The sequence below is a fragment of the Pontibacter sp. MBLB2868 genome, from assembly GCF_051904785.1.
In the GTDB taxonomy this organism is placed as follows: Bacteria; Bacteroidota; Bacteroidia; order Cytophagales; family Hymenobacteraceae; genus Pontibacter.
This window is the reverse complement of sequence record NZ_CP196710.1, coordinates 1,874,362-1,897,621: the sequence shown is the minus strand read 5'-3', so window position 1 is coordinate 1,897,621 and position 23,260 is coordinate 1,874,362. Positions and strand designations below refer to the sequence as shown.

Annotated in this window: 23 protein-coding genes; 9 read left to right on the top strand and 14 right to left on the bottom strand. The window is 42.9% G+C overall.

Going from position 1 to position 23,260, the window contains the following annotated elements; genetic code table 11:
* Window positions 1-189 precede the first annotated feature (189 nt).
* On the top strand, window positions 190-1,524 hold the full coding sequence (gene ffh / locus ACSX1A_RS08150; RefSeq protein WP_439883131.1) for a signal recognition particle protein: 1,335 nt from the start codon (window positions 190-192) through the stop codon (window positions 1,522-1,524).
* A 75-nt stretch (window positions 1,525-1,599) separates the two neighbouring features.
* Here the strand turns inward: ffh and ACSX1A_RS08145 are convergent, their stop codons facing one another.
* The 5 genes from ACSX1A_RS08145 to ACSX1A_RS08125 form a co-directional block, all read right to left on the bottom strand.
* Window positions 1,600-3,939: a response regulator gene (locus tag ACSX1A_RS08145; RefSeq protein ID WP_439883130.1), complete on the bottom strand. Its 2,340-nt coding sequence runs from the start codon at window positions 3,937-3,939 to the stop codon at window positions 1,600-1,602.
* Window positions 3,940-4,116: 177 nt separating this feature from the next.
* Window positions 4,117-4,530 carry a response regulator gene (locus ACSX1A_RS08140; RefSeq protein WP_439883129.1) on the bottom strand — a complete coding sequence of 138 codons (414 nt, stop codon included), beginning with the start codon at window positions 4,528-4,530 and terminating at the stop codon, window positions 4,117-4,119.
* Between the two features lie 5 nt (window positions 4,531-4,535).
* A complete protein-coding gene (locus ACSX1A_RS08135; protein WP_439883128.1) occupies window positions 4,536-5,255 on the bottom strand; it encodes a sensor histidine kinase in 720 nt (239 codons plus the stop codon).
* Window positions 5,256-5,266: 11 nt separating this feature from the next.
* Window positions 5,267-6,781 carry a sensor histidine kinase gene (locus ACSX1A_RS08130; RefSeq protein WP_439883127.1) on the bottom strand — a complete coding sequence of 505 codons (1,515 nt, stop codon included), beginning with the start codon at window positions 6,779-6,781 and terminating at the stop codon, window positions 5,267-5,269.
* 94 nt (window positions 6,782-6,875) lie between these two features.
* Window positions 6,876-7,349: a nucleoside deaminase gene (locus ACSX1A_RS08125; protein WP_439883126.1), complete on the bottom strand. Its 474-nt coding sequence runs from the start codon at window positions 7,347-7,349 to the stop codon at window positions 6,876-6,878.
* A gap of 342 nt (window positions 7,350-7,691) precedes the next feature.
* Here ACSX1A_RS08125 and ACSX1A_RS08120 point away from each other — a divergent pair, with 342 nt between their 5' ends.
* The gene (locus ACSX1A_RS08120) at window positions 7,692-8,300 is read left to right on the top strand and encodes a hypothetical protein (protein ID WP_439883125.1); all 609 of its coding nucleotides are present in this window, start codon (window positions 7,692-7,694) and stop codon (window positions 8,298-8,300) included.
* On the opposite strand, the gene ACSX1A_RS08115 is transcribed toward ACSX1A_RS08120, so the two are convergent.
* From ACSX1A_RS08115 to egtB, 5 genes are all read right to left on the bottom strand, one after another.
* Window positions 8,297-8,902: a hypothetical protein gene (locus ACSX1A_RS08115; RefSeq protein ID WP_439883124.1), complete on the bottom strand. Its 606-nt coding sequence runs from the start codon at window positions 8,900-8,902 to the stop codon at window positions 8,297-8,299. The two genes, ACSX1A_RS08120 and ACSX1A_RS08115, sit on opposite strands and share 4 nt — an antisense overlap.
* Window positions 8,903-8,913: 11 nt before the next feature.
* Window positions 8,914-9,843, bottom strand: a complete 930-nt coding sequence (locus ACSX1A_RS08110) for a polysaccharide deacetylase family protein (RefSeq protein WP_439883123.1) — start codon at window positions 9,841-9,843, stop codon at window positions 8,914-8,916.
* Window positions 9,844-9,924: 81 nt separating this feature from the next.
* Entirely contained in the window at window positions 9,925-11,031 is a 1,107-nt protein-coding gene (locus ACSX1A_RS08105; protein ID WP_439883122.1) for an aminotransferase class I/II-fold pyridoxal phosphate-dependent enzyme, read from the bottom strand.
* Between the two features lie 109 nt (window positions 11,032-11,140).
* A complete protein-coding gene (gene egtD / locus ACSX1A_RS08100; protein ID WP_439883121.1) occupies window positions 11,141-12,148 on the bottom strand; it encodes an L-histidine N(alpha)-methyltransferase in 1,008 nt (335 codons plus the stop codon).
* A gap of 6 nt (window positions 12,149-12,154) precedes the next feature.
* Entirely contained in the window at window positions 12,155-13,426 is a 1,272-nt protein-coding gene (gene egtB / locus ACSX1A_RS08095; RefSeq protein WP_439883120.1) for an ergothioneine biosynthesis protein EgtB, read from the bottom strand.
* 248 nt (window positions 13,427-13,674) lie between these two features.
* Between egtB and ACSX1A_RS08090 the strand changes: the two genes are divergently transcribed.
* Complete coding sequence (locus ACSX1A_RS08090) at window positions 13,675-14,751, top strand: o-succinylbenzoate synthase (protein WP_439883119.1); 1,077 nt, start codon at window positions 13,675-13,677, stop codon at window positions 14,749-14,751.
* Between the two features lie 74 nt (window positions 14,752-14,825).
* Complete coding sequence (locus tag ACSX1A_RS08085) at window positions 14,826-15,131, top strand: ferritin family protein (RefSeq protein ID WP_439883118.1); 306 nt, start codon at window positions 14,826-14,828, stop codon at window positions 15,129-15,131.
* Between the two features lie 15 nt (window positions 15,132-15,146).
* On the opposite strand, the gene ACSX1A_RS08080 is transcribed toward ACSX1A_RS08085, so the two are convergent.
* From ACSX1A_RS08080 to ACSX1A_RS08065, 4 genes are all read right to left on the bottom strand, one after another.
* The gene (locus ACSX1A_RS08080; RefSeq protein ID WP_439883117.1) at window positions 15,147-15,608 is read right to left on the bottom strand and encodes a DoxX family protein; all 462 of its coding nucleotides are present in this window, start codon (window positions 15,606-15,608) and stop codon (window positions 15,147-15,149) included.
* A 149-nt stretch (window positions 15,609-15,757) separates the two neighbouring features.
* Entirely contained in the window at window positions 15,758-16,219 is a 462-nt protein-coding gene (locus ACSX1A_RS08075) for an RDD family protein (protein ID WP_439883116.1), read from the bottom strand.
* A 146-nt stretch (window positions 16,220-16,365) separates the two neighbouring features.
* Window positions 16,366-18,642, bottom strand: coding sequence for a TonB-dependent receptor (locus ACSX1A_RS08070; protein ID WP_439883115.1), 2,277 nt, complete (start codon window positions 18,640-18,642; stop codon window positions 16,366-16,368).
* A gap of 227 nt (window positions 18,643-18,869) precedes the next feature.
* Entirely contained in the window at window positions 18,870-19,565 is a 696-nt protein-coding gene (locus ACSX1A_RS08065) for an SIR2 family NAD-dependent protein deacylase (RefSeq protein ID WP_439883114.1), read from the bottom strand.
* Window positions 19,566-19,758: 193 nt separating this feature from the next.
* Here ACSX1A_RS08065 and ACSX1A_RS08060 point away from each other — a divergent pair, with 193 nt between their 5' ends.
* The 5 genes from ACSX1A_RS08060 (at window position 19,759) to ACSX1A_RS08040 (ending at window position 23,063) form a co-directional block, all read left to right on the top strand.
* Entirely contained in the window at window positions 19,759-20,970 is a 1,212-nt protein-coding gene (locus ACSX1A_RS08060; protein WP_439883113.1) for a pyridoxal phosphate-dependent aminotransferase, read from the top strand.
* 202 nt (window positions 20,971-21,172) lie between these two features.
* Complete coding sequence (locus tag ACSX1A_RS08055) at window positions 21,173-21,487, top strand: hypothetical protein (protein WP_439883112.1); 315 nt, start codon at window positions 21,173-21,175, stop codon at window positions 21,485-21,487.
* A 91-nt stretch (window positions 21,488-21,578) separates the two neighbouring features.
* A complete protein-coding gene (locus ACSX1A_RS08050; protein ID WP_439883111.1) occupies window positions 21,579-22,088 on the top strand; it encodes a hypothetical protein in 510 nt (169 codons plus the stop codon).
* Between the two features lie 99 nt (window positions 22,089-22,187).
* Window positions 22,188-22,523: a DUF6984 family protein gene (locus ACSX1A_RS08045; RefSeq protein ID WP_439883110.1), complete on the top strand. Its 336-nt coding sequence runs from the start codon at window positions 22,188-22,190 to the stop codon at window positions 22,521-22,523.
* A 102-nt stretch (window positions 22,524-22,625) separates the two neighbouring features.
* A complete protein-coding gene (locus ACSX1A_RS08040; protein WP_439883109.1) occupies window positions 22,626-23,063 on the top strand; it encodes a DUF1801 domain-containing protein in 438 nt (145 codons plus the stop codon).
* Window positions 23,064-23,260: the final 197 nt, after the last annotated feature.

Here is a 23,260-nt window from a genome sequence, read left to right as displayed (position 1 = left end):
TCGTATCAAATATAAAAATATAATTACGGTTTGCAGCAAATGCTGTTCAATTGTTAGCTATTAGCAGCATGTAGCATCGCGTGGAATCTTGTTGAACGCACACTCGTTCCTATTACAGGAAAAACCACGTTCCTCATTCGTATATCAGAAGTATATTGCTTATTTTTGTAGGTAAATCCAGAAAAAGAGATGTTTGATAATTTAAGTAACAAATTAGAACATGCCTTTAAGACGCTTAAAGGCCAGGGAAGCATAACAGAAATAAATGTTGCGCAAACGATCAAAGAGGTACGCCGTGCCCTGGTTGATGCCGACGTTAACTATAAAGTTGCTAAAACTGTAACTGATAAGGTTAAAGAAGAGGCTTTAGGCCGTGATGTATTGATCGCTGTTTCGCCAGGTCAGTTAATGGTGAAGATCATGCACGAAGAGCTTACTGAGCTGATGGGTGGTCAGAAGCAGGATATTAACCTGAAAGGTGATCCGGCTATCATTCTGATCGCTGGTCTGCAGGGTTCTGGTAAAACTACCTTTACTGGTAAGTTGGCGCAGTACATTAAAAAGCAGGGTCGTAGCGTGTTGGTAGCTGCCTGCGACGTGTACCGTCCGGCTGCGATCAACCAGTTGCAGGTTTTGGCTGAGCAGGTAGGCGTAGAGGCTTACACAGAACTGGAAAATAAAAACCCGGTTCAGATTGCTTTGAATGCTATCGAGCACGCTAAAAAGACGAATAAAAAAGTAGTTATCATTGACACCGCAGGTCGTTTGGCCGTGGATGAGGCAATGATGAAAGAAATTGCAGAGATCAAGGCTGCTGTAAAACCTTCTGAAACACTGTTTGTGGTTGACTCCATGACTGGCCAGGATGCGGTAAACACAGCTAAGACCTTTAATGAGCGCATCAATTTTGACGGAGTAGTTCTGACAAAATTAGACGGTGACTCACGTGGTGGTGCAGCACTGTCTATTCGTGCTGTAGTAGAAAAGCCGATCAAGTTTATCTCTACTGGTGAGAAAATGGAAGCGCTTGACCTTTTCTACCCGGATCGTATGGCACAGCGTATCCTGGGCATGGGCGACGTTATCTCTCTTGTGGAGCGTGCACAGCAGGCTTTCGACGAGGATGAGGCAAAGCGTATCAACAAAAAGATCCGTAAAAACCAGTTTAACTTCGACGACTTCCTGACACAGCTGGAGCAGATCAAGAAGATGGGTGATATCAAAGACCTGGTAGGTATGATACCTGGTGTTGGAAAGGCTTTGAAGGATGTGGAAATAGATGACAATGCTTTCAAGCCAATTGAAGCCATCATCAAATCTATGACTCCTGCTGAGCGAGAGAACCCTGATATGATCAGTGGTAGCCGCCGTGCGCGAATTGCAAAAGGTAGCGGAACAGATGTGCAGCAGGTGAACAACCTGATGAAGCAGTTTAACGACATGCGCAAAATGATGCGATCAATGAATAAAATGTCTGGCAAACGTGGTGGTCTGGGTAACCTGGCTAACCTGATGAAGCGTTAGCAGACAAGCGAATAAAAAATTAAAAAGGGCTATACTTGTAAAGTATAGCCCTTTTTAATTTTGGTATTTTTATGGCTAGTAGTTAGCGGTTTGTTTCGTTTTAGCAAACTCCTTTTCTAGTAACACTATTACTTGCCGGTGTTCGGATTGAATTTGATTAGAAAGTTGCTGCAAAAGTGGCAGGTCGTGCAGCTTCAGCGCCACCTGCATTGCTTCTATGATACTAACCAATGGTTGCGCATCGATAATAATAACGCTATCATAGAACTCGACCAGGTTAACATGAAGTGACTCTAAATTATTATCCTCAACCAGCTGCACCAGTGAGCAGACAGAGTCAGGTATACTGCTGATATACATGGATAGTACTTCAAGCATAAAAGCAGAGCTATTATCAGCCATATCCTCAAGGCTCTGCAAATTTACTGAAGCAATAGTTGTTTCTGTTTCAGTGCTTGCCTTTGTAAGATTATAGATAGCCTGCTTTAGCTCGATCTGCTCAAAAGGTTTTGCTACATAAGCATTTGCTCCCGCAGAAATACATCTTTCAGCTTCGTCGGAAGAGGCATGCGCGGTGAGTGCAATAATCGGCACTGTCGCTTTTTCCGAGTTTAACGCACGGATTTGTGCTATGGCTTCATAGCCATCCATCTCAGGCATTTGCATGTCCATCAAAATCAAGTCATATTGATTGAACATGTATTGGTCCAGCGCTTCCACACCGTTGTTAACGATGTCTATATCTACGCCCCAATTGGTTAAAACAGTTCTGATGAGAAGCTGATTGATTTCGTTGTCCTCTGCCAATAATATGTGTAATCCGCTCATATCAACTTCCTGTATAAATGCTGTGTTTACAACTACCGGCTCTTTTGGCTTTACTTCCTGAAGCTTTTTGAATGGTAGTGAAAAAGTAAAAGTGCTGCCTTGCATAAGCTGACTACGCACAGAAATTGCTCCTCCCTGCATTTCAACTATGTTTTTTGAGATGGTTAGACCTAAACCTGTACCACCGTATTTACGGGTAGTGTCGTTGCTGCCCTGGTTAAAGCTTTCGAAAACTGTATGTATTTTTTCAGGTGAGATACCTATGCCTGTGTCTTCTACTATGAACTCCATCAACAGATCGTGTTCCCGTTCCTGCAGCACCTGAGCAAAAACTTTAATTGTTCCGTTCTGTGTGAATTTAATCGCATTTCCAACCAGGTTCAATAGCACCTGGCGTAACCTCAGTGGATCGCCTATAATCCGGTTCGGAACACTGGGATCAATAGTAAATTCCAGTGTGTTGGTCCGCTCAGATGCCTTACTGTTCATTAACTCGATCACATCAGTGATCTGTTCTGGTAGGTTAAACTCTACTTCCTCAAAAGTAAATTGCTGCGCTGTTATTTTAGAGAAATCAAGCAAGTCGTTGATTATATCCATCAAATTGTCTGCTGACTTTTGAATGGCACCCAGGTACTTTTGCTGTTCTGAGCCAAGGTGGGTTTTCTGGAGAACGTGGGTCAAACCGATGATACCATTCATGGGTGTGCGTATCTCATGGCTAATATTCGCCAGGAACTGCTCCTTCACCTGCACTGATTTCTCGGCTATTTCCTTAGCCTTCGTCAGATCACGCTCATTGTTAATTCGCTCGGTTATATCAATGGCAAATCCTGTAACACCAACCACTTTTCCAGAGCTGCTAAATACAGGCATGTAATGTGACTTGAAATAATATGCTCCAATCTCATCGACTGACTGAATTACCTCTCCTCTCAGGGCCTTCTGGAACCGGCTAATGATCCGGGGATAGCGTTTGTAAACTTCAAAAACTGATTTGCCAATTATTTCATGGTAGTTAAAGCCTAACCAATCAAAAGCCATTCCTTTGGCAAATAGTAATATACCGTCCTTGTTAACATTCCAGAATGCCATCGGAGAGTTGGAAATGATGAGTTCCAACTGATCTTGTGTGGATCGGAGCTGCTCCTCGGCTAACTGGCGGTCATACTTTGCTTTCTGCAGGCGTAGTGCATTTCGGATACTATGGAAGATGCCTTCAGGTGTCAGTAAGCTTTTAGGAATGTAATCTGCTGCCCCTAAGCGGATAGCTTGTGCAGCGATGCGCTCATCGCCGTGTGAGGTAACGATTAGTACAGGTGCCTTTACCTGCAATTCATTGATTTTTCCCATCAGCTCCAATCCGTCCATGTCAGGTAGTTTGAAGTCAACGAAAATACAATCAAAATCACTTTCCTGAAGGAGTTTAAGTCCTTCACTAGCGGTAGTTGAAGTAAATACCTTTGATACTAGTCTGGACTTCAGGAGGGAACGTGTGATAGCCATTTGGTCTACCTCATCGTCATCTATGATCAGGATTCTAATCTCCTCTGATGATTCTTCCGAAATATCTAAAAAAGTAGGCACGTTAAATCAATAGTGTATCAGTAAAGCAAAAGGTCAAGAGTAAGGTGCTTTTATTGCCATCATTCAAGGCAATCAGGTAACAGCACCTGCTGTATATAAACTTGTTGCAGTACTAAATACTTGTGTAACAAGTAAAGATTAAGTCGGTTTTTCTGGTAGGGAGGGAGGTGAAGGAGACTAAGGACGCTCACATAACTTCCAGTAACTGTCTAATGTAGCTACAGAAGAAATGAATTTTTCAAAGGAGAGAGGCTTCAGAATGTACCCGGCAACATTGAAATTGTAAGCGTTTATTTTGTCGCTATCCTCATTTGAAGTTGTCATAATAAATACGCTGGCACTTTTGAACCTGTCATCTGCCCGAAGTTCCTTCAGGAACTCTATACCGTTCATCTTTGGCATATTGATATCCAGGATAATTATATGCGGAAAAGGGACTTGCTCTGAACGGAGCATCTCTAGTGCCTCCAAGCCGTTTTTTGCAATAAAAAGGGGGTTTTTAATGCTATTCTTTTTGAATGCACGCTGCACATTCATTATATCTACCTCATCATCTTCTACAAGAAGAATATTAACCAGTTTTTCGGTCATCTGATTTAAGCTTTGTTGTTAACTAACTTTGGCCATGTAAAACATACAGTAAGTCCGCTTTCGTTGTTGTTGGAGGCAGCATAAATTGATCCTCCTGCAAAATTCACAATTTTCTTTGTAATTGCTAATCCTGCACCTACTGAATCAAAAGTATCTTTAGAAGACACAGTGTAAAACAAATTGAAGATTTTACCTAACACCTCCTGGGGAATACCAGGACCATTGTCACTCACCTTAAACTCATAAAAGTCCTCATTAACCGGGTTACAACTTACCTTTACTACAGCCGGTGTTACAGTGCTGAATTTGACGCTATTTGATATTATATTTTCAAAGACCTGCCCCAGTTTAATAGCATAGGTTTGAAACACAGGTAATGGTGCTTCTAATTCTAACACAAGTTGTGTAGGATATTGTTGTGCTAGTTTGCCAAGCATATCCTCCAGGTCAACCGTACCCGTACCCAGATCATGCCGTGAAACGCGCGAGTAAAGCAGCAATGCTTCGATCATCTTCTCTAAACGGTTCGACCTGTTCCGCAGCAGTCCCATGTTCTGCTTTACATCTTCCGATATTTCTTCCCCCAAATCTTCCTCTATCCAGGAGGAAAGATTTGTTATGGCACGTATAGGAGCCTTTAAGTCATGAGACACAATACAAGCGAACTCTTCCATGTCCTGCTGCGACTGCTGCAGCTTTTCCTGACAATCTTTAGTAGCATCCATGCTGTCAATATTTAAGCAAAAGTGGTATCCGCTGTTAACTCCACTTGTTCAGGCAGGGTTGAAACTGGCCAGAAAAAAAGAAACCTGCTGCCTTGTCCTGCTTCAGAATCAATTCTGATATGCCCCCCTTTTTCTTCTAATATTTTCTTTACGATCGCCAGACCAACCCCTGTGCTTTCGCGGGTATCGCGTGACTCCATTGTCTGAAAAATTCCGAAAACTTTCTGGTGATACTCTTCCGGAATACCCGGACCATTGTCTTTCACCCAAAATTCATAACCTTCACCAACTGGATCACAGCCAACCTCGATCAGAGGTTCAGGCTTATCGTTATACTTGATTGCATTGCCAATTAGGTTGGTTAGCACCTGCTGGAGCATGATCTTTTCTGAAGTGATCACAGGGAGGCCATTACCCACATGCCACGTAATGTTTTGACGCGGAGACAGGGAGTCGAAAATCTCATCCACCAGTTTAGCACAGGAGAAGGTTGTTAAGGAGAATTCTTTTCGTCCGATCTTTGAGTATTCTAAAATACCATTAATGAGGTTTTCCATTCTAAAAACGCGTCCGCGCATCAGCTGTAGGTTTCGCTGCACATCAGGGTCGATTTCCGGAAGGTCTTCTTCTATCCATTCTGCAAGACTATTTATAGCTCGGAGTGGTGCTTTCAGGTCATGCGAAACGACATAGGCAAACTGGTCTAGCTCCTGATTCTTCTTTTGCAGTGAGGCAAAACTATCGTCGAGCCGTTTAGCCATGATATTCAATGAATGGGAAACCTGGCTGATCTCATCATTCTTAACGTCGTTTAGCTGCACATTAAAATGTCCCTGCGCAACTTCGTTGGCCATTTGAGCAATCTCTTTTAATCTTACCCGAATAGCTTTGGCCAAAAAGTAAACTACAACCAGCCCTATAACCACACAAATTGTGGTTAAGGTAATGGCAAGTTTATCGGTGAAGGTGGTGCTTCTTTGAAGCGCCTGCGCACTTTGATCTCTGACTATCTGCTCTTCCACTTTAAAGCTTGAAAAGTGCTTGCGGATATTGTCCATTCGCCTTTTACCTGCCCCGGTTTTAACTTTTGTCTTTTTAAATTCTTCAAAAGCAGCTACCTCGCCTGGTGAGGCAATTGAAGCATTTTGAAGTGTAATGGAAGGAATAGCAAAGGAGGTTAACCAGTCCGTATATGTTGAATCGATCAGGCGTAAACGTTCCTGCTGCTGAGCATCCTCAACAAGCTGGTTGAGGCTCAGCTTCAACTCCTGGTATGCCTCCTGCCCGGTATAAAAGGGTACTAAAAAAGACTCGTTATCTGAAACCATGTATCCCCTTACACCTGTCTCCGAATCAATAATGGCCTTCTCCATGCTTTCAGCCAGGCGCATAATTTCTGCTGCCCTAAGTGCGTCATTTACATCAGAAGCTACATTTTCAGACTGCTCTACATAGGAAACGGTAACAAAAATGAAAACCAGCAGGATAGATCCGAATGCAAGGTATATTTTGGGAATGAGTTTCATGAGGACCTATTAAAAACTTTGGGGCTATTTAATCCGAAACAGAAAAACATGCGCAATATACAGAGGATTCACTAGTAAGTATTATGCCATTACTTTAACAATTTGTTTTGTTTTCTTGCTTCTGCCATTCCTCAAATGCTACTTTGGCTTCTTCCGGTAGCAACTGTAGCATGGGTATGTGCCTCTGCGATAATGGCCGTTCGATTTCTTTATAGATAAATGCATCATCAAAACCTATGGCGGCGGCATCCTGATGTGTGTTTCCGTAGTAAACCTTTTTTAGTTTTGCCCAATAAATAGCGCCGAGGCACATAGGACATGGTTCGCAACTTGTATATAGTTCACATTCCGTTAGTTCGCTGCAGCCCATTGCCTCGCTGGCTTTTCTTATTGCATCTACTTCTGCATGTGTTGTTGGGTCGTTTGTTTCTAAAACCCGATTAAACCCCCGTGCAATTATTTCTCCCTGGTAAACTATAACAGCGCCGAATGGGCCACCATAGCCCTCTTTCATTTTTGTAAGGGACAGGCGAATAGCCTCCAACATAAAAAAATCCGTCTTTTCCATTAATCAGTCAATGTTTAAATAGCGTAAAATCTGTTTAATCATCAGGGCCTGTAGCATATGTTGCTACAGGCCCTGATGATTAAAACAAAGAAAGCCTATACTACACTTGTGCCATCTCCTGCATACTCGTAGTATAGGCTATTACGATCTTTGAAATTAGCTATTGCAATATGTAAATATTTAATAGTATCTTGTTTATTTTTCTATTAATAGATACGTCTTCGATATGTAAGAGTTTAGAATTCAATGACTTTCCAAGTGTTTCTGGTTTGCTGGTTGTTAAAATATCTAATAAGTGTTGCTTTGCGTATGTAGGGCTAGTTAAATCAAACACAAACAACTATGGAAAAGAAAATATCTTTATGGATTAGTATGCTGTTGTTCCTGGCCGTGTTAGGTGCCTGCTCGGGCACAAAGGAAACTGAGACAGGGGTAGGAGACGAATTAAATGACTTTAGAAGCTGGGTAAATACTACGACGGCCAACATAGCCGATAAAACTGAGGAAGACTGGAAACAGGCTAAACAGGATTTTAGCCGCCATACCAGCGAGTTAGACCAGAAGCAGGAGAATTTTACTGACGAGGTAAAACAGGAGTATCAGCAACTGAAAAACAAATTCACAGATGCTGATGAAATGTATATGCGCAGCCATCAGGATAGTATGATGAGTGAATGGGAACGCAACCTTTTGGGTAACTGGGCTGATTTATCAACTATAAATGAGACCAATGTTCGTGAAGCTTACATTACGTTCATGGAAAATGTCAGAGCTCAGAAAAGCAACTGGACTGACAAGGACTGGGAGAAGGCTAAAATGGTGATGGAAAAACTGAATCAACGTAAAAGTGAGATCACCGGTAATATACCAACTGACACAGAAGTGAAAATAAAAGCTTTGCAAATGGAATTCAGAACGCTGGAAACTGCTGCAGATGTAGGTGACAACTAAACAATAATTCGTCCTTCGCGGGCATCTCCATAAAGTATGGACTGGCCCTGCAGGTGACGAAAGCCACTAAACCATGCCAACAAGCTATCAAACTGATGCCAGTTTGAAGGACTTGCTGCAATTGATACAGGTAAAAGACTTTGTAGCGCCTCTGTAAAAACAGGGAGTGCTTCAGGGTCTTTTTTGTATCCGGGCAGGTGCTCGAAAAGCAGCTTTGCCAGCTGGCTGGGGTAAGTTTCCAGGGCCGGCAAGCCCTGCTCGGCCAGGGTTACTCTAAACCTGATGGCCCGTGCCGTTAGCCCACCTAGAAACATTGGCGACATGGCCTGAACCTCCTTGTCGCAAACGCGGTAGAAGTATTCACTGCCAGAGGTAAAGGCATCATCAGCGGCGTATACTTTAGGCAATGAGAGAGGGGCATCTATAAATACCGTATTGGGCTTCAGTGCTTTGGTTAAATTAAGCAACCATTTGTCAGCATCCTGGCCACGCGTACTTTGCCATACTTCTAAAAGACCATTTTGCACCATTGCGACTGCTGTAGTGCCAGCCAGCCTGGAGCCATAGTCGATGCCCATATGACGAGGTACTTCCAATTGCATGAAGTGTGGGGTTAGTCGAAGCTGCCTACCATGTTCTGATACATCCTTTTGGAGTCCCAGTAGCCGCTGGCAATTATACGGCGAATGGTAAATAATGGCTCTTGCTCGTCCTGCTTTGTTGCCAGCTGAAAAGCTGCACTTACGCCACGGCTTTTAAGCTCTGGTATTGCCTGCGAGTTCCAAAGGCCAAAAGGATAAGCAAAATACGTTATCTGCTGGCCGGTTATCTCTTCAAGCACCTCTTTAGGTTTTTCTATCTGTGTTACCCAATCCTGACCCGCATACTTTTTAACGTTATGATGATCCCAGGTATGACTTCCGATAACATGCCCTTTTTCTGAAAGCTCCTTTACCTGTTCCCTTGTCATGTAACGTGGCCTGTTCAACGACACGGTCATCACAAAAAATACTCCCTTAAAGCCATACTTTTCAAGTTCAGGTACAGCATTGGTGTACTGATCCAGGTTGGTGTCATCAAAGGTCAGCATAACCGGTTTTTTAGGTAGTGGTGCCCCTGTGGTAAGGTAAGCTATTAACTGGTCTGGCAGGATAGTGTGATAGCCACTGTCAGCAAGTATCTTAATCTGCTCCCGGAAACGATCCATGGGTACAATGTAATCCTTTGCCTGCTTCGAATCAGAGTCGCGCCAGTCCCGGATCTGGTGGTAGCACAGTATAGGTACCTGTTTTCGGGAAAGTACAGCAGCAGCTGAAGCATTCAGATCAATGACTGGCTCAGCCGGTTCAGGAGTAGTTTCATTCGTAACAGAAGCTGTGAAAATAGCAGTGGAATCAGGAACTGAGACTGGTATTTCTTCTGCCATAACCGTTTGGTTGGCAGGCGCTTTGTCGCAGGATGAGAAAAGTAAGGGTAAAATTAACAGCAAAGTGCTGATGCCAGAGGAAATGCGGGTATTCATAAAGTAGTATAGTAAAGGCATGAATATACTTATTTATACCGGCTCGGTAAGATTTCAGCGACTAATTTTAGTGAAGAATTTTGTTCCCTTTACGTGACCTCTTTAAGCAAGTAAGGCCAGTGCATACTGAAGCCTGCTCATTGCCTCATTTAGTTTTGGCGTTTCTATGGCAAAAGACATACGTGCATTTGCCGGCGCCCCAAAGTTTATACCTGGTGCCAGTTCCAGCAGGTGCTGCTCTCGTAAATATTTAAACAGATGATCACCAGAAGTTATCGCAGTGCCATCCGGGGTGAGTTTGTGAATGTAATTGCTGAAATCAGGGAAAATATAATATGCTCCTTCTGGCTGGAAATAGTATATGCCCGGAATCGCATCCAGGGCCTCCTGCATAAGTGACCTGTTCTGGGACAACACAGTTAACATAGGTGCCAGGATCTGCTCACTTGCATTTAGAGTATCCTCAGCGGCATCCTGCAAAAACACGCTGATGCCAGATAAAGTGCTTGCCTGAAAGTCAATGCATTTTGCAACAAGGTCTTCCGGCCCTACAAGGTAACCAATGCGCCAGCCGGACATGGCATAGTTTTTTGAAAAGCCGTTTATGATGACTGTTTTTTCTTTGTCAGCCCCTTTGCAGGAAAGGATAGGAGTAAAAGACCTGCAGTAAGTAAGATCGTCGTAAATCTCATCTGAAACTATAAATAAATTAGGATATTCCTGCACAACCTGCAGTAAGGCTTCCAGTTCATCTTTGCTGTAAAGCTTGCCTGTGGGGTTGCCCGGATTTGTTAGTAAAAGTATACGGCTACAATTGTTAAGGGATTTTCGCAACATGTCAGGTGTCAGCTTATATCCTTCCTCTTGTTTTGTTTCGAGGGGCTTTAGCATGCCGTTGCTGTACTTCATTAATTCATGAAACCCAAACCAGGCAGGTGTGGGAACTACTACCTCATCGCCCTGGCGTAGCAAAATAGTAAACAGGTTAAAGAGGGCCTGCTTGCTGCCTGGTGTGATGAGTACCTGCGCCGGTTTTACCTCAACGCCCTCCCTACCATATTTTGCGCACACTGCATTTCTAAGTCCGGGTGTTCCTTCTGCAGGTCCGTACACGGTGTTGCCTGCATGCAGTGAAGCAATGGCTGCACTTGTAGCTGCTTCCGGGCTACTGAAATAACTGGCGCCGCTGGCAAGGGAGATGTAATCCATTCGTTAAAAAGATATAGAGTTTAACATTTTTGGCTTTAACAAAGGTATAAAAAAACAGCCCTGAAACTGAACGTTAGAGGGCTGTTTAAAATTTGGGGCTGTAAATATGCTAGCGCAACGAGAAGAGAACATCTGCAAACTGTTTGCGGTTATCGTAAAAAACCGTTTCGATCTCAAACCCGCAGGTTTTACCTAATTCGCTAATTTGATCCAATGAGTATTTATGCGAGTTTTCTGTGTGAATGGCTTCCCAGGCATCAAAATGAAAGGTACGGCCAGTATCTCTGATGGCCACTTCCTGCTCTTTTAAGCTGATCAGGAAACTGCGCATTACACCTTCCAACGGATTATACATAGCATAATGCCGGAAATTTTCGAGCGAAAAATCGGCACCCAGTTCACGGTTGATGCGGGACAATAAGTTTAAGTTAAATTCTGCCGTAATACCAGCCGCATCATCATAAGCTTTTAGAATTACATCAGGGTCTTTGCGAAGATCGATTCCCATGAAAAGTTTATCCCCGGGGCTGAGGTAGCTACGAATCGTCGTAAGAAAATCTATCGCTTCGTTTATCTCAAAGTTGCCTATGTTAGAACCCAGAAACAGCACCACCTTACGCTCCGACTTATTCTCCTGTAGCCACTCTAGTGCCTTAAAATATTCCCCAACCACAGCTTGTACATTTACATCCGGCATTTCTGCCTGCAGGCTATCGTTCAGCTGCTGCATGGCGTCTCCGGAAATATCTACGGGAACATAATCGAAACTGCTTTGCTGCCTGGTAAGCTCACGAAGCAGGATCTTTGTTTTGAGAGCGTCGCCGGCACCCAGGTCGATCATATGAAAGAAGCCATCTTTTGCAAAATGCTCTGCCATTGCTGTTTTATTATCATTCAGCACTTCGAATTCGGCGCGCGTCAGGTAATACTCCGGCATGTCCATAATCTGCTGAAACAGCTGGCTGCCTTTACCGTCGTAGAAGTAACGGGAAGAGAGGTGCTTCTGCTTCCGGCTCAGCCCTTCTGCCACATCCCTGGCAAATGCTGCATTATCGCTGCTGCCGTCCTCTTTGCGGCTAAGATCTATCATGGGTACTAAAGTCGTGTTCAAATCCATTTTAAGTTATTTATTTGCCAGCCTGATGCCGCTGTACTGCCAGCGCTTATCCGGGTGAAAGAAGTTACGGTAGGTTGTGCGAATATGATTCTCAGGTGTGGCGCAGGAACCGCCGCGCAACACCATCTGGTTGATCATAAATTTGCCATTATACTCGCCAATAGCCCCGGGTGCTTTGCTGAAACCGGGATAGGGGTGATAGGCACTGTACGTCCACTCCCAAACATCTCCGAGCATTTGCTGCAGGCCGTCTGTTTCAGGATCTGCGGGTGTTGGTTCAAGTTTGTTACTCTCTACAAAATTGCCGCCCATTACAGGATATGCCTGGGTAGCTGCTTCCCATTCGAATTCTGTTAACAGGCGCTTACCTGCCCAGTTGGCATAAGCATCCGCTTCGTAGAAACTGATGTGGCAAACAGGAGCGTTCAGGTTTATTTTTTGCAAGCCATGCATCGTGAACCTGTGCCACTCCCCATTCTGCTGTAACCAGTAAAGGGGTGCCTCCAAACTATTACTGTTTACCATGGCAAAACCTTCATCCAGCCAATGCCTGAAATCGGAGTAACCGCCATCACGCATAAACTCAAGGTACTCACCATTAGTAACCAACCTGTTCATAACCTGGAAGTCTTCCAGCCATACTTCATGCACCCCTAGTTCATTGTCAAAGCAGAAATCATCTCCCTGGTACCCAATCTTATACTTACCTGCCGGAACATCAATGAAGCTTGCTGGCACAGTCTTTTTATTATCATCAGTGGCGATGGCAGGTTTATAAACCGGTAATAGCGGGTTGGTGCTTAGAATATACTTTATGTCAGTTAAAAGCAACTCCTGGTGCTGTTGCTCATGCTGTAGGCCCAACTGTAGCAGTGGAAGTACGTCTGTAGCAACCGCATCACTTATTTCGTCCAGCAGTTTAACAATATGCTTGTTCACGTGCTCGCGGTAAGCGTAAATGTCACGGAGTGGCGGGCGTGTAAGGGTACTGCGTTGATCACGCTGCACTCTGCTGCCTACGCTGTTATAGTAGGAGTTAAACAGATAACTATACTGCTCATGAAACAAGGTGTAGGACGGGGAATAAGGTTTTAATACAAACTCTTCAAAGAACCAGCTGGTATGGGCCATGTGCCACTTCGGAGGACTAACATCCACGATCGGTTGCACTACAGTATCTTCCGGCTCCAGTGACTGGCATATTTGCTCAGTCTGGGTGCGGATTTTATTAAACTGCTGCCGGGCAGCCTGGGTAATAGAAGCAGTTAGGGTGCTCATAAGCAAAAGTTTTGTTTTTAAGCCAGCCAGGGCATCATTGATCTTTAAACAGGCAAACAGGCTTGAAGTTTATTATTTTTGATGTATCAGATGTTTTGTTTCCGGTAATTTGAATCAGGAGTGTTTTTCAGTGCAAGATTATAGTCCTACTGTCACAATACGCAAATGCATGGTGGTACCATCAACATCATCTACGACAAAAGTGGCATTATTGGTTTATATTGCCTTTTAATCAGTTGTTGTTACTCATGAGCATAAGACTCCGTTTTTCTACCCGCACCTTGACTTTTAAATTTGATGCCCGCACTTCTCGTGGTGCTATATCCGATCATAAGGTATTTTATATCAGTGCTTTTAAGGAGCAGGAGCCTCTTGTTGTGGGTATTGGAGAATGTGCTCCCTTAGCTGGTTTGAGTATAGATTTCCGCCCAGATTTAGCAGATAAAATAGCTGAAGTGGTGCATCTTGTAAACACAGGGAAGGTGCAACTGGCTGTTGGAGCACCTTTACCCCATGACTTGCTCTTAGAAGAGTGGCCTGCCCTGCGCTTTGCTCTTGAAACGGCTATGCTTGATCTTGAGAACGGAGGAAAACGACAAGTGTTTAATAATGCATTTAGCAGGGGAGAAGCAGGGATACCAATTAATGGATTGATATGGATGGGGGATGCAAACTTCATGCAGCAGCAGATAGAGAAGAAGCTTAAAGAAGGCTATACTTGCCTTAAACTTAAAATCGGAGGGCTTGACTTTACACAGGAACTGGAGATACTGCAGCGTATTCGTGAGGCAGCATCTGCGTCCTGCCTTACCATTCGCGTGGATGCTAACGGAGCTTTCTCACCCCAGGATGCATTTAAGAAGCTGGAGAAACTCTCAAAGTATGCTATTCATTCTATAGAGCAGCCAATAAGGCAGGGGCAACCAGAAGCGATGGCACAACTTTGCGCTTATTCACCTGTACCTATTGCGCTCGACGAAGAATTGATCGGTATACAGCAACAAGATGCTAAGCAGCAGTTGCTGGAGCAGGTAAAGCCGCAGTATATCATCTTAAAACCCAGTTTACTAGGCGGACTAGCAGCTAGTGCGCAATGGATAGAACTGGCAGAGCAACAAGAAATAGGCTGGTGGATGACATCGGCGTTGGAGTCCAACATCGGCCTGAATGCCATTAGTCAGTTTACTGGCAATTATGATATCACTATGCCACAGGGCTTAGGTACGGGCCAGTTATATCACAACAATATTCCGTCACCGCTACAGATAAGGCATGGAGAGCTCTGGTACGATCAAGTGAAGCAATGGGATCTAAGCGAGGTTTAAATCCTTTCTGTTAAACAAAAAAATAATCAGGGCGTTAGGGTAATAAGTAATTATAATCTTAAAAACTTATTTCTATGCCAACAGAACAATATCATGAACCAGCTCAGGAGCTATCTCAGGAAACCAGGACATTTGTCCGGATGATAACCTCTGTAATTGAGGAGGCAGAAGCTATTAGCTGGTATGAGCAGCGTATTTCAGTGGAGAAGGACGAGGAAGCAAAAGCCATAATGCAGAATGCCCAGGAGGAGGAGTACAAGCATTTTGGAATGGATCTGGAGTTTCTGCTTCGGAAGAATCCAAAATGGCGTAAAATGATGAAGAAAATACTTTTTACAGAAGGAAGTATAGTAGATAAAGGAGAAGAGGCAGAGGGCTAAGGGCCCTCTTACTTTTTAGAACATTCTTTCTTTGCCTACCATTGCTTTATCGATGCTTAAATACCCTGCACCTCCTACTATCAGGGCCCAGGACATTCCGATCACTAGCAAATGGTATTCAAAACCTTCGCCTTGCTGGGTGCCTCCCCAGTTCATAAAAAACCCGTTGTGCAAGTGCACGGACAGTATAATTCCAACAAAGAGGCAAAGCAGGCAGAAAGCCCAAATACGGGTCCAGAGCCCTACTATAAGGCAGAGTGATCCGATAAATTCGATGATGATCACAAACCATGCGAAGAAGCCCGGAAGGCCTGTAATTTGTGGGAACCCTTCAATGAAGCCTGAAGGGCCATGGCCGCCAAACCAGCCCAGCAGTTTTTGGGCACCATGCGGAAAAATTACCAGGCCCAGAAATACACGGGCTATTGTTAAACTCCAGGTATCATGGGTATGAAGTAGTCTGTATTTAAAATCCATAAAACCAGCTTTTCTATTAATTGATTAGTAGGTACTACGGCTAAAAGGATATAATTGATTATAAATAGGTTAAAGGCAAGAAAGAGACCCGGAGCAACACATAAAAAAAGGACAGGTCGTTTGCCTGTCCTTTTTTTATAAAGTTTTGATCAGTTCTTTACTTTTTTGACTACCCTGGTTTTTGATAATCTGTCGTGGAGCCCAACATCAGAACCTAAAAAGGTAAAAGCTTCGAAGGGTATAAAACGAGACAGGGTCCTTTTCAGAATATCAACAAAAGATGGTTTGTTGCCGTCTTCTGTTACTACAACTGAGCCTGTTATCATTTTTCCGATCGTTTGACCAAACATGCTTTCAAACAGGCAGTAATAAGTTAACATAACCAGTATCCCCAGTATTGTTTCATTTATACTTACAATCAGAAACTCCAGGCCCAACAGGTACAGCACTATGCCACTAACGAAAGCAAAAGCATAAAAGCCAGCAAAATCCAATACATAATTCAGGAACCGCGTTTTTCTGTTCACCTCGTAAAGTGGCTCAACTTCGTTTAGATAATCTTCTCCGTCGGTTTCGAAAAGGGGTGAGTCAACTTGTTCTGTGTGCTGCATCGTAAGGGTATATCAAAATTCAGTATGCTGGTTTTGCTATAAATATAAAAGGACTTCGGAATATTTCCATCACGCGATCATTAAAATCAGTTTTTTTTAAGAGCACCTTATCAAGACAAAAGCAGAATGAATCTGGTGTTAGCAAACTATAAAAGCCCGAACTTCAGGCCAACATAAATTGTCCTGGGTCGGGCAGGTCCATATACATAGTTACTGTCGCGTGTTTTACCTGAATCGAAGTCTGATTGATAGGCATTGAATATGTTTTGTACACCTGCACTTAACTGAAGGTCTTTTTCGATTTTGGAAAGTGTAAATTTATAAGCCAGCTTTAAGTTATTCTCTACAAAAGTGGGAGAGGTGATCAAAATATCTTCCGGCACACTTGGTGCACCACCAAAGTGGGGCACTTTCATAGGGCCGGTGATCACTCCGGAAAAGGCTGCCGTAAACCTGTTTTGCGGCAAAAGTGTGAGTACATAATAGCCATATGTTTCTGGGGTACGCAGGTATTGCCTGGTTCCGTCAAATTCTGAAGACCACGAAACAGGATCATCATACTGGGAGCGTTGAAAGGTAAGCCCGGTTTCCATTTGAAATATTTGGCTATAGTTTATGCGCCCTTCTAAAGTTATACCTTTCACAGTAGAGTTTCCGCCATTCTTTCGGAGGAGTTGCTGGTTACCCTGCGCATCAGTCCCAAGTTCCTCTAATACAAAGGCATCCTGAAGGCGTGTATAAAAACCATCAAAGGTAAAGCCAAATATCATTTTCTCGTTTGCTTTGTTAAAATCAACTGATGCGTTAAAGCTGTTTGAAGTTTCTTCTTTTAGATCAGGAGATACCTGTACTAATGAAATTCCACCAGAGGCAAAAGCAATGTGCAAGTCTGTTTCAAACGCTTGAGGAGCTTTAAAGCCCCTGGCATAGGAACCCCTGAACTGGGTAGTAGTTCCTAGCTTATAAACTGCGCTGATCCTGGGGGTAAAGATGGGGCTGCTTACGTTGTTATGCTTGTTAGCCCTGATACCTGAAAGTATAGTAAGTACCGGTGTTACATCCCAATCACTCTGGATAAATAAACCTGTCAGGTCCGTCTTTTGATCCACCAAGAAATTATAAGCCTTAATTTCATCAAAAACCGACTCATGTATGTGCTCAGTACCGAGTGTAAAGTTATTACGTCCACCAATAAAATCATTCAAGGTGTAATTGAACAGAAAGCCGCCCTGGAAGGTATAATTATGGGTATTTCCCCAGCCATCTGCCTGATCGAAACCAGTATAATGCGTTCTTTTTGAATTCTGAGCCGCTGCGTAGAGGCTATAAGAAGAGTTTCCATCCTTTGATTGATGATCAAAATTAAGGCCGCCCACCAGAATGTTGTGAATACGGTATTCTGCCTGATCAGCCTGATCTGCAGGCTTGTCAAGTCTATTTCCTCCGTGCCTGAGTTCATATATACTCCAGCCATTTAGCTCCAGTTTATTATAGGCATCGGGCTTAAAAAAAGTATTAAAACCAAATGAGTTATTATTCAATTTCGATAACTCAGAAAAACCATCCTTATTCGCGTCATAACTCTGCCTGTCACGGAAAGAGCCAAAGAAGGAGATACCCGCATTCTGTTCATCGTTAATAGTGTTGACATTGGCATTTATAAAATGATCAGTGGCAGTACCCCCAATCACTGAGGAGGTATTGGACAGGGTATACGAGCTTTCTTTTGGCTCTTTTGTGATAATGTTGACTGTGCCTGCAATGGCGCTGGAGCCATACAGAACAGATCCGCCACCTCGCACAACTTCTACCCGGTCGATCATGTTGGCGGGTATTTGCTCTAAACCATACAAACTCATTAAGGAAGTAAAAACAGGCCGGCTGTTAATTAAGATCTGGGAATAAGAACCTCCTAAACCATTCATCCTAAGTTGGGTGTAGTTGCACGTCTGGCAGTCTGTTTCCATGCGTAGCCCTGGCTGGAAGCATAATCCTTCGGATAAGGTATTAGATTGGGTAAGGTTAAATGTTCTGCTGTCCAGTACGTTTACCGCAACCGGACTTTCAAGGCGACGCCGTTGTGAACGAGTTGCTGTTACTACCACTTCGTTCAAGGTGGCGTTCACTTCTTCAATAACCAGATCCTGCACTGTTTGTGTGTTTTCAGTGATGGTTACAGTCACTTCCAGAGGTTTATAACCAATGGCTGAAACTATTAAGCCATATTTACCCGGGGGGACACTATATATCACATACTTGCCTTTTTCATCTGTGGATGCTCCCCACTTTGTGCCCTTCAGAATGACTGTGGCATAAGTAACATTTTGACCCTTTGCCTCAATTTTTCCGGTTATACTTCCTGTTTGGGCAACACAAAAAGCTGGTATTAAAAGTATCCAAAGAACCGTGTAACTTATTTTCATTAAGTTTTATTATTTTATTAGATGTGTAAAATTATAAATTTAGATACGTCTAAAAAAATAATTAGCTGTTGTTTTAGAAATTAGTTGTTAGGTAGTTTTTGAAGAGGTCAAAAACTACTACCATGTAGAGCACCAAATAAAGGAAGGGGAGTGGATGCGTTGGAATAAAATCCAAAAGGCGCTGTTCCGTTCACGGACAGCGCCTTTTGGGCAGTGGTTATCTGGGTCTAAAGGTATTTGTCGCGGAGAAGTTTAGCCACTTTTACCATTCCTGTACTAGCTTTCTCATCGTAGAGGTGCAGGTTAGGGCGTTTCCGAATGTCCGGTAATTTGGGATCAACTACATAAATAGGAACATCTTCCGGTACGAAATCTACTAGGCCGGCCGCCGGGTAAACAACCAGGGAAGTACCGACAACCAGAAAAATATCAGCCTGAAGAGTTTCCTCCATCGCTACTTCCATCATTGGCACAGGCTCTCCGAACCAAACAATATTTGGTCGTAACTGGGAGCCACGTTCACATTTATCGCCCAGGTTTAGCTCCCAACCATCTATGGGGTAAACAAGGGATGGGTCTAAAGTGCTCCTGCACTCGAACAGTTTGCCATGAAGATGGGTAACATGGGTGCTCCCGGCACGCTCATGCAGGTTGTCTACATTTTGGGTAATTATCCGCACATCAAAGTCTTTCTCCAGCTCTGATAATGTTTTATGGGCGACATTAGGTTCAACTGTATGTGCATTTTTACGGCGTTGGTTATAAAAGTCAAGTACCAGCTTAGGATTCTTGCGCCAACCCTGCGGAGAGGCAACATCCATCACATCATGGCCCTCCCAAAGGCCATCTGCATCACGGAACGTAGCAATACCACTCTCAGCACTAATGCCTGCACCTGTTAAAACTACCAGTCTTTTTTTCATACGCTAACTTAGTAAAGTTTTGCACCTGTTGGTTAACCTCACAAGTATACCAGGTAAGCAGGCATGAATGTTTCAAAGCAAATTGTAAGGGCCTGGGGCTTGAGTTAGTCTTTCGTGCCATTGGAATAAAATTACTCCTCATATGTATACAGGCTACGCTTCGCCATACTATCTTCGCTAAATTTTTACGTGAATGATCAGAAGAAGTGAGCGCCTGAACAATGTATCATATGACCTTTGCGGTCCATTATATGAACGGGCAAAGGAAATTGAAGCCTTAGGTCACCAGGTGACGAAATTAAATATCGGCAATCCTGCCCCTTTTGGGTTTGATGCACCAGATGAGGTGATTGACCAACTCATCAGGAATATACGCCTGGCCCAGGGCTATTCTGATCATAAAGGCCTTTTAAGTGCACGTGAGGCTGTAAAGCGTCATTATTTAGCAAAAGGAGTAGATCACATTCATACTGATGATATATTCCTGGGTAATGGCGTAAGTGATCTGATCATGTCTGCGGTGCAGGGTTTGCTGAACGAAGGGGATGAAGTTCTGGTGCCAGCACCAGACTACCCGCTCTGGACGGCTTCTGTGCGTTTTGCGGGAGGTAAGGCCGTTCATTACCTGTGTGATGAAGAGTCGGAGTGGTTTCCTGATCTGGCTGATATCAGAAGCAAGATCACGAGCCGGACAAAAGCCATTGTCATTATCAACCCAAACAACCCAACGGGTGCAGTTTACTCTAAAGAACTATTGCAGGAGTTGCTGCAGTTGGCCGAGGAACATGAACTAGTGGTGTTCTCTGATGAGATATATGATAAGATACTGTATGATGATGCGGCATTTTTTTCAACTGCTACCATATCAGATAGTGTCTTGTGCGTAACCTTTGGTGGATTGTCCAAAAACTATCTGGCTGCTGGTTTCAGAGCAGGGTGGATGCTGGTGAGCGGTGCAAAGCACGAAGCTGCGGCTTACATAGAAGGGTTAAACACAATGGCCAGTTTAAGGGTTTGCCCTAATGTGCCGGCACAGCATGTTATTGAAGTGGCGCTGGAGGGGCAACAGGAAATATACGATCTCATACTTCCGGCTGGGAGGCTAGGGCAGCAACGGGCAATTTGTTACGAAAAACTTACATCTATTCCAGGCATCACCTGCGTTAAGCCAAAGGGTGCCTTCTATATGTTTCCGAAACTGGATGTAAAGAAATTTAATATTATAGACGACCAGCAATTTGCCATGGACCTGCTTATGGAAAGCCGTGTATTGCTGGTGCCGGGTTCTGGGTTCAACTACCCGCAGCATGATCACTTCCGGGTGGTTTACCTTCCGGAGCCCGTAGAGCTAAGCCATACTATGGATAGGCTGGCGAATTTCCTGGAGCATTACCAACAGCATTAGGCTGACACAGTTTCATAGCTTGTACAACTTTATAATTTATAGAAAAGAGCTATATTAGCTAAAGAATATGTAATGGGAGCAGGCTTTAGAGTATACCTTATGGAATGCACCTGATAGTACAGGTGAATCTTCCTCCGCACATAGTGCAGCTAGTAGGAGTAGGTACTCCTGCTAGCAAGTAGTTGTGGCAAATAAAATAATTATGGAGAAGCTGCTATTGAAAGATTGCTTACCAGAAGTTCTTGAGGAGATGAAGGCCGCTTTTGAGCAAAAAGAAATGCCAAAGTTACTGAAGCAGCTTGAGACATTAGAAATTACAGAAGTATGTGAATGCGGAGACGCAAGTTGTGGCTCATTCTACACTGACCACTTAAGAAGAGATAACATAGAAGTAGAAGGAATAAGAACAGAAAGCGGATTCTTGGTGGAAGTATACAATGGGAGAATACATTATGTTGAAGTAATGCCAAGTGAAACAGGAAGAAGCATTAGGGAGAAAATAACCATGTGTAAATAAAATTACTTGCCACAACACAATGCATGCTCAACCTTCGCTAACGCTTCAGGCTCCGCATGCACGCGGCCCGTTATGGATAATTAAATGATATATGCACAACTTTGATGAACTTGTTGAAATAGGAGCAGAATTTACACTAAAAGCCCTTAATGAGACATTTGGCAAAATAGAACAAGAATTTCATTTAAGTGCCCATACTCCATTGGTCAAAGGAGTTCAAATGATACAGTTACAGAAAGCAATACTTGCAACTGGTATGTATTCTATGTTCGAAGCAAAACTACAGAATTCATTAGCATGTAGTGATGGATTCAAAGAAGCAAAAAAGATCCTCCTTCAAAGAGGAGAAACAGATTTGGTCAACCGATTCAATGACTTTTATCTTGCTATCAATGTACTAAAGCATGGCAAGGGTTCTAGCTATAATGCTCTTGTAGCCAAATCAAAAAATCTACCCTTTAGATTGAAGCTGCCGACCGAATATTTCTTTGATGAAGGTGACGTTTCTGAAGTTTCAACGCTAGTCGAAGTAGATGATAAGTTTGTTTTAAACTGTGCTGAATTAATAAGAGAAATTTCAGATATACTAAAATCGAATTAACATTATCACAAGCCTCGAGCCTTAAATATTCGGCGAATGATGCAAACTGTCGCAGCAATAGCCTTCAAAAGATCTTTACAGAAATAGATAATTCCAGAAATGGAAACAAGGGAGTTAAAAGAAAGTGAACAAAATCTTATAAAGCACCTTGTAAGAGTTTCAAATAAGGAAGGCTCTTTTGATATTCCTGAACTGGTTGAAGATTTAAAAGATGGTAAAATGGGAAGTATCCGATTTGTCAGTCGTGAGCCTGACAGAACATATTCTTCAGACCTTGTACAGGTTGAATATATAGATGAAGATAAGGTTCCAGTAATAATTACCTTGACCATAGACAACCATCAAAAACTTTATGAATTAGAGTTTTGGAAGGTAGATTTCGAAAAGCTTGTTCGATACCCAAGATCTAACGAAGTAATAATGCCAAATAGTTAAATAACAACTTCCCATAACCCTGCACAGGTTCCATAGTCGCCTATGCCTCGTTCGTAGCCTGTACTAACCGTTAGCTACTGCTATTTAAAAAAAAACGATTGAATGATGAACATGTTTGCAAAAAATGATGCCGAATCCGTAGAAGAATACCTTTCAATGATACCGGACGATCGAAAAAAGGAAATTGATTTTATTCACGATTTTATTCAAAAATCGGTTCCTAGTCTAAAACCGTATTTTGCATCTAACATGATTGGTTATGGTACCTTTTATTATCTCGACAATAAAATGCAGAAAAAAGATTGGCCCATAATAGCCTTGGCCAATCAAAAGAATTATGTAAGTATATACGTTTGTGCGATCATTAATGATAAAGCATCTGTAGAAGAGTATAAAACGGGGCTTGGCAAACTTAGCAAAGGAATAGGCTGCATCAGATTTAAAAAAATCGAAGAAATAAATCTAGATACGCTTAAACAAGTATTAAAACTTGCTGAAGAAAACCCTGGACTCTCTAATGCAAGAATGGTATATGATTAGCTTAGGGTTAACTTGAACAAATTTATTTTCTATTCTAAATGCCAAGCGCATAACATCACCTATAAAAGATATGGCAACGCCCACCCTTAATAAAAAGCCCTACCTTTCATAGTCCAAAACGTTGTAATAAATCACCATCAATTGATTATCCTTCACATTAGCAATACCAAGTTTTACATACTAACAGTTTTAATCCC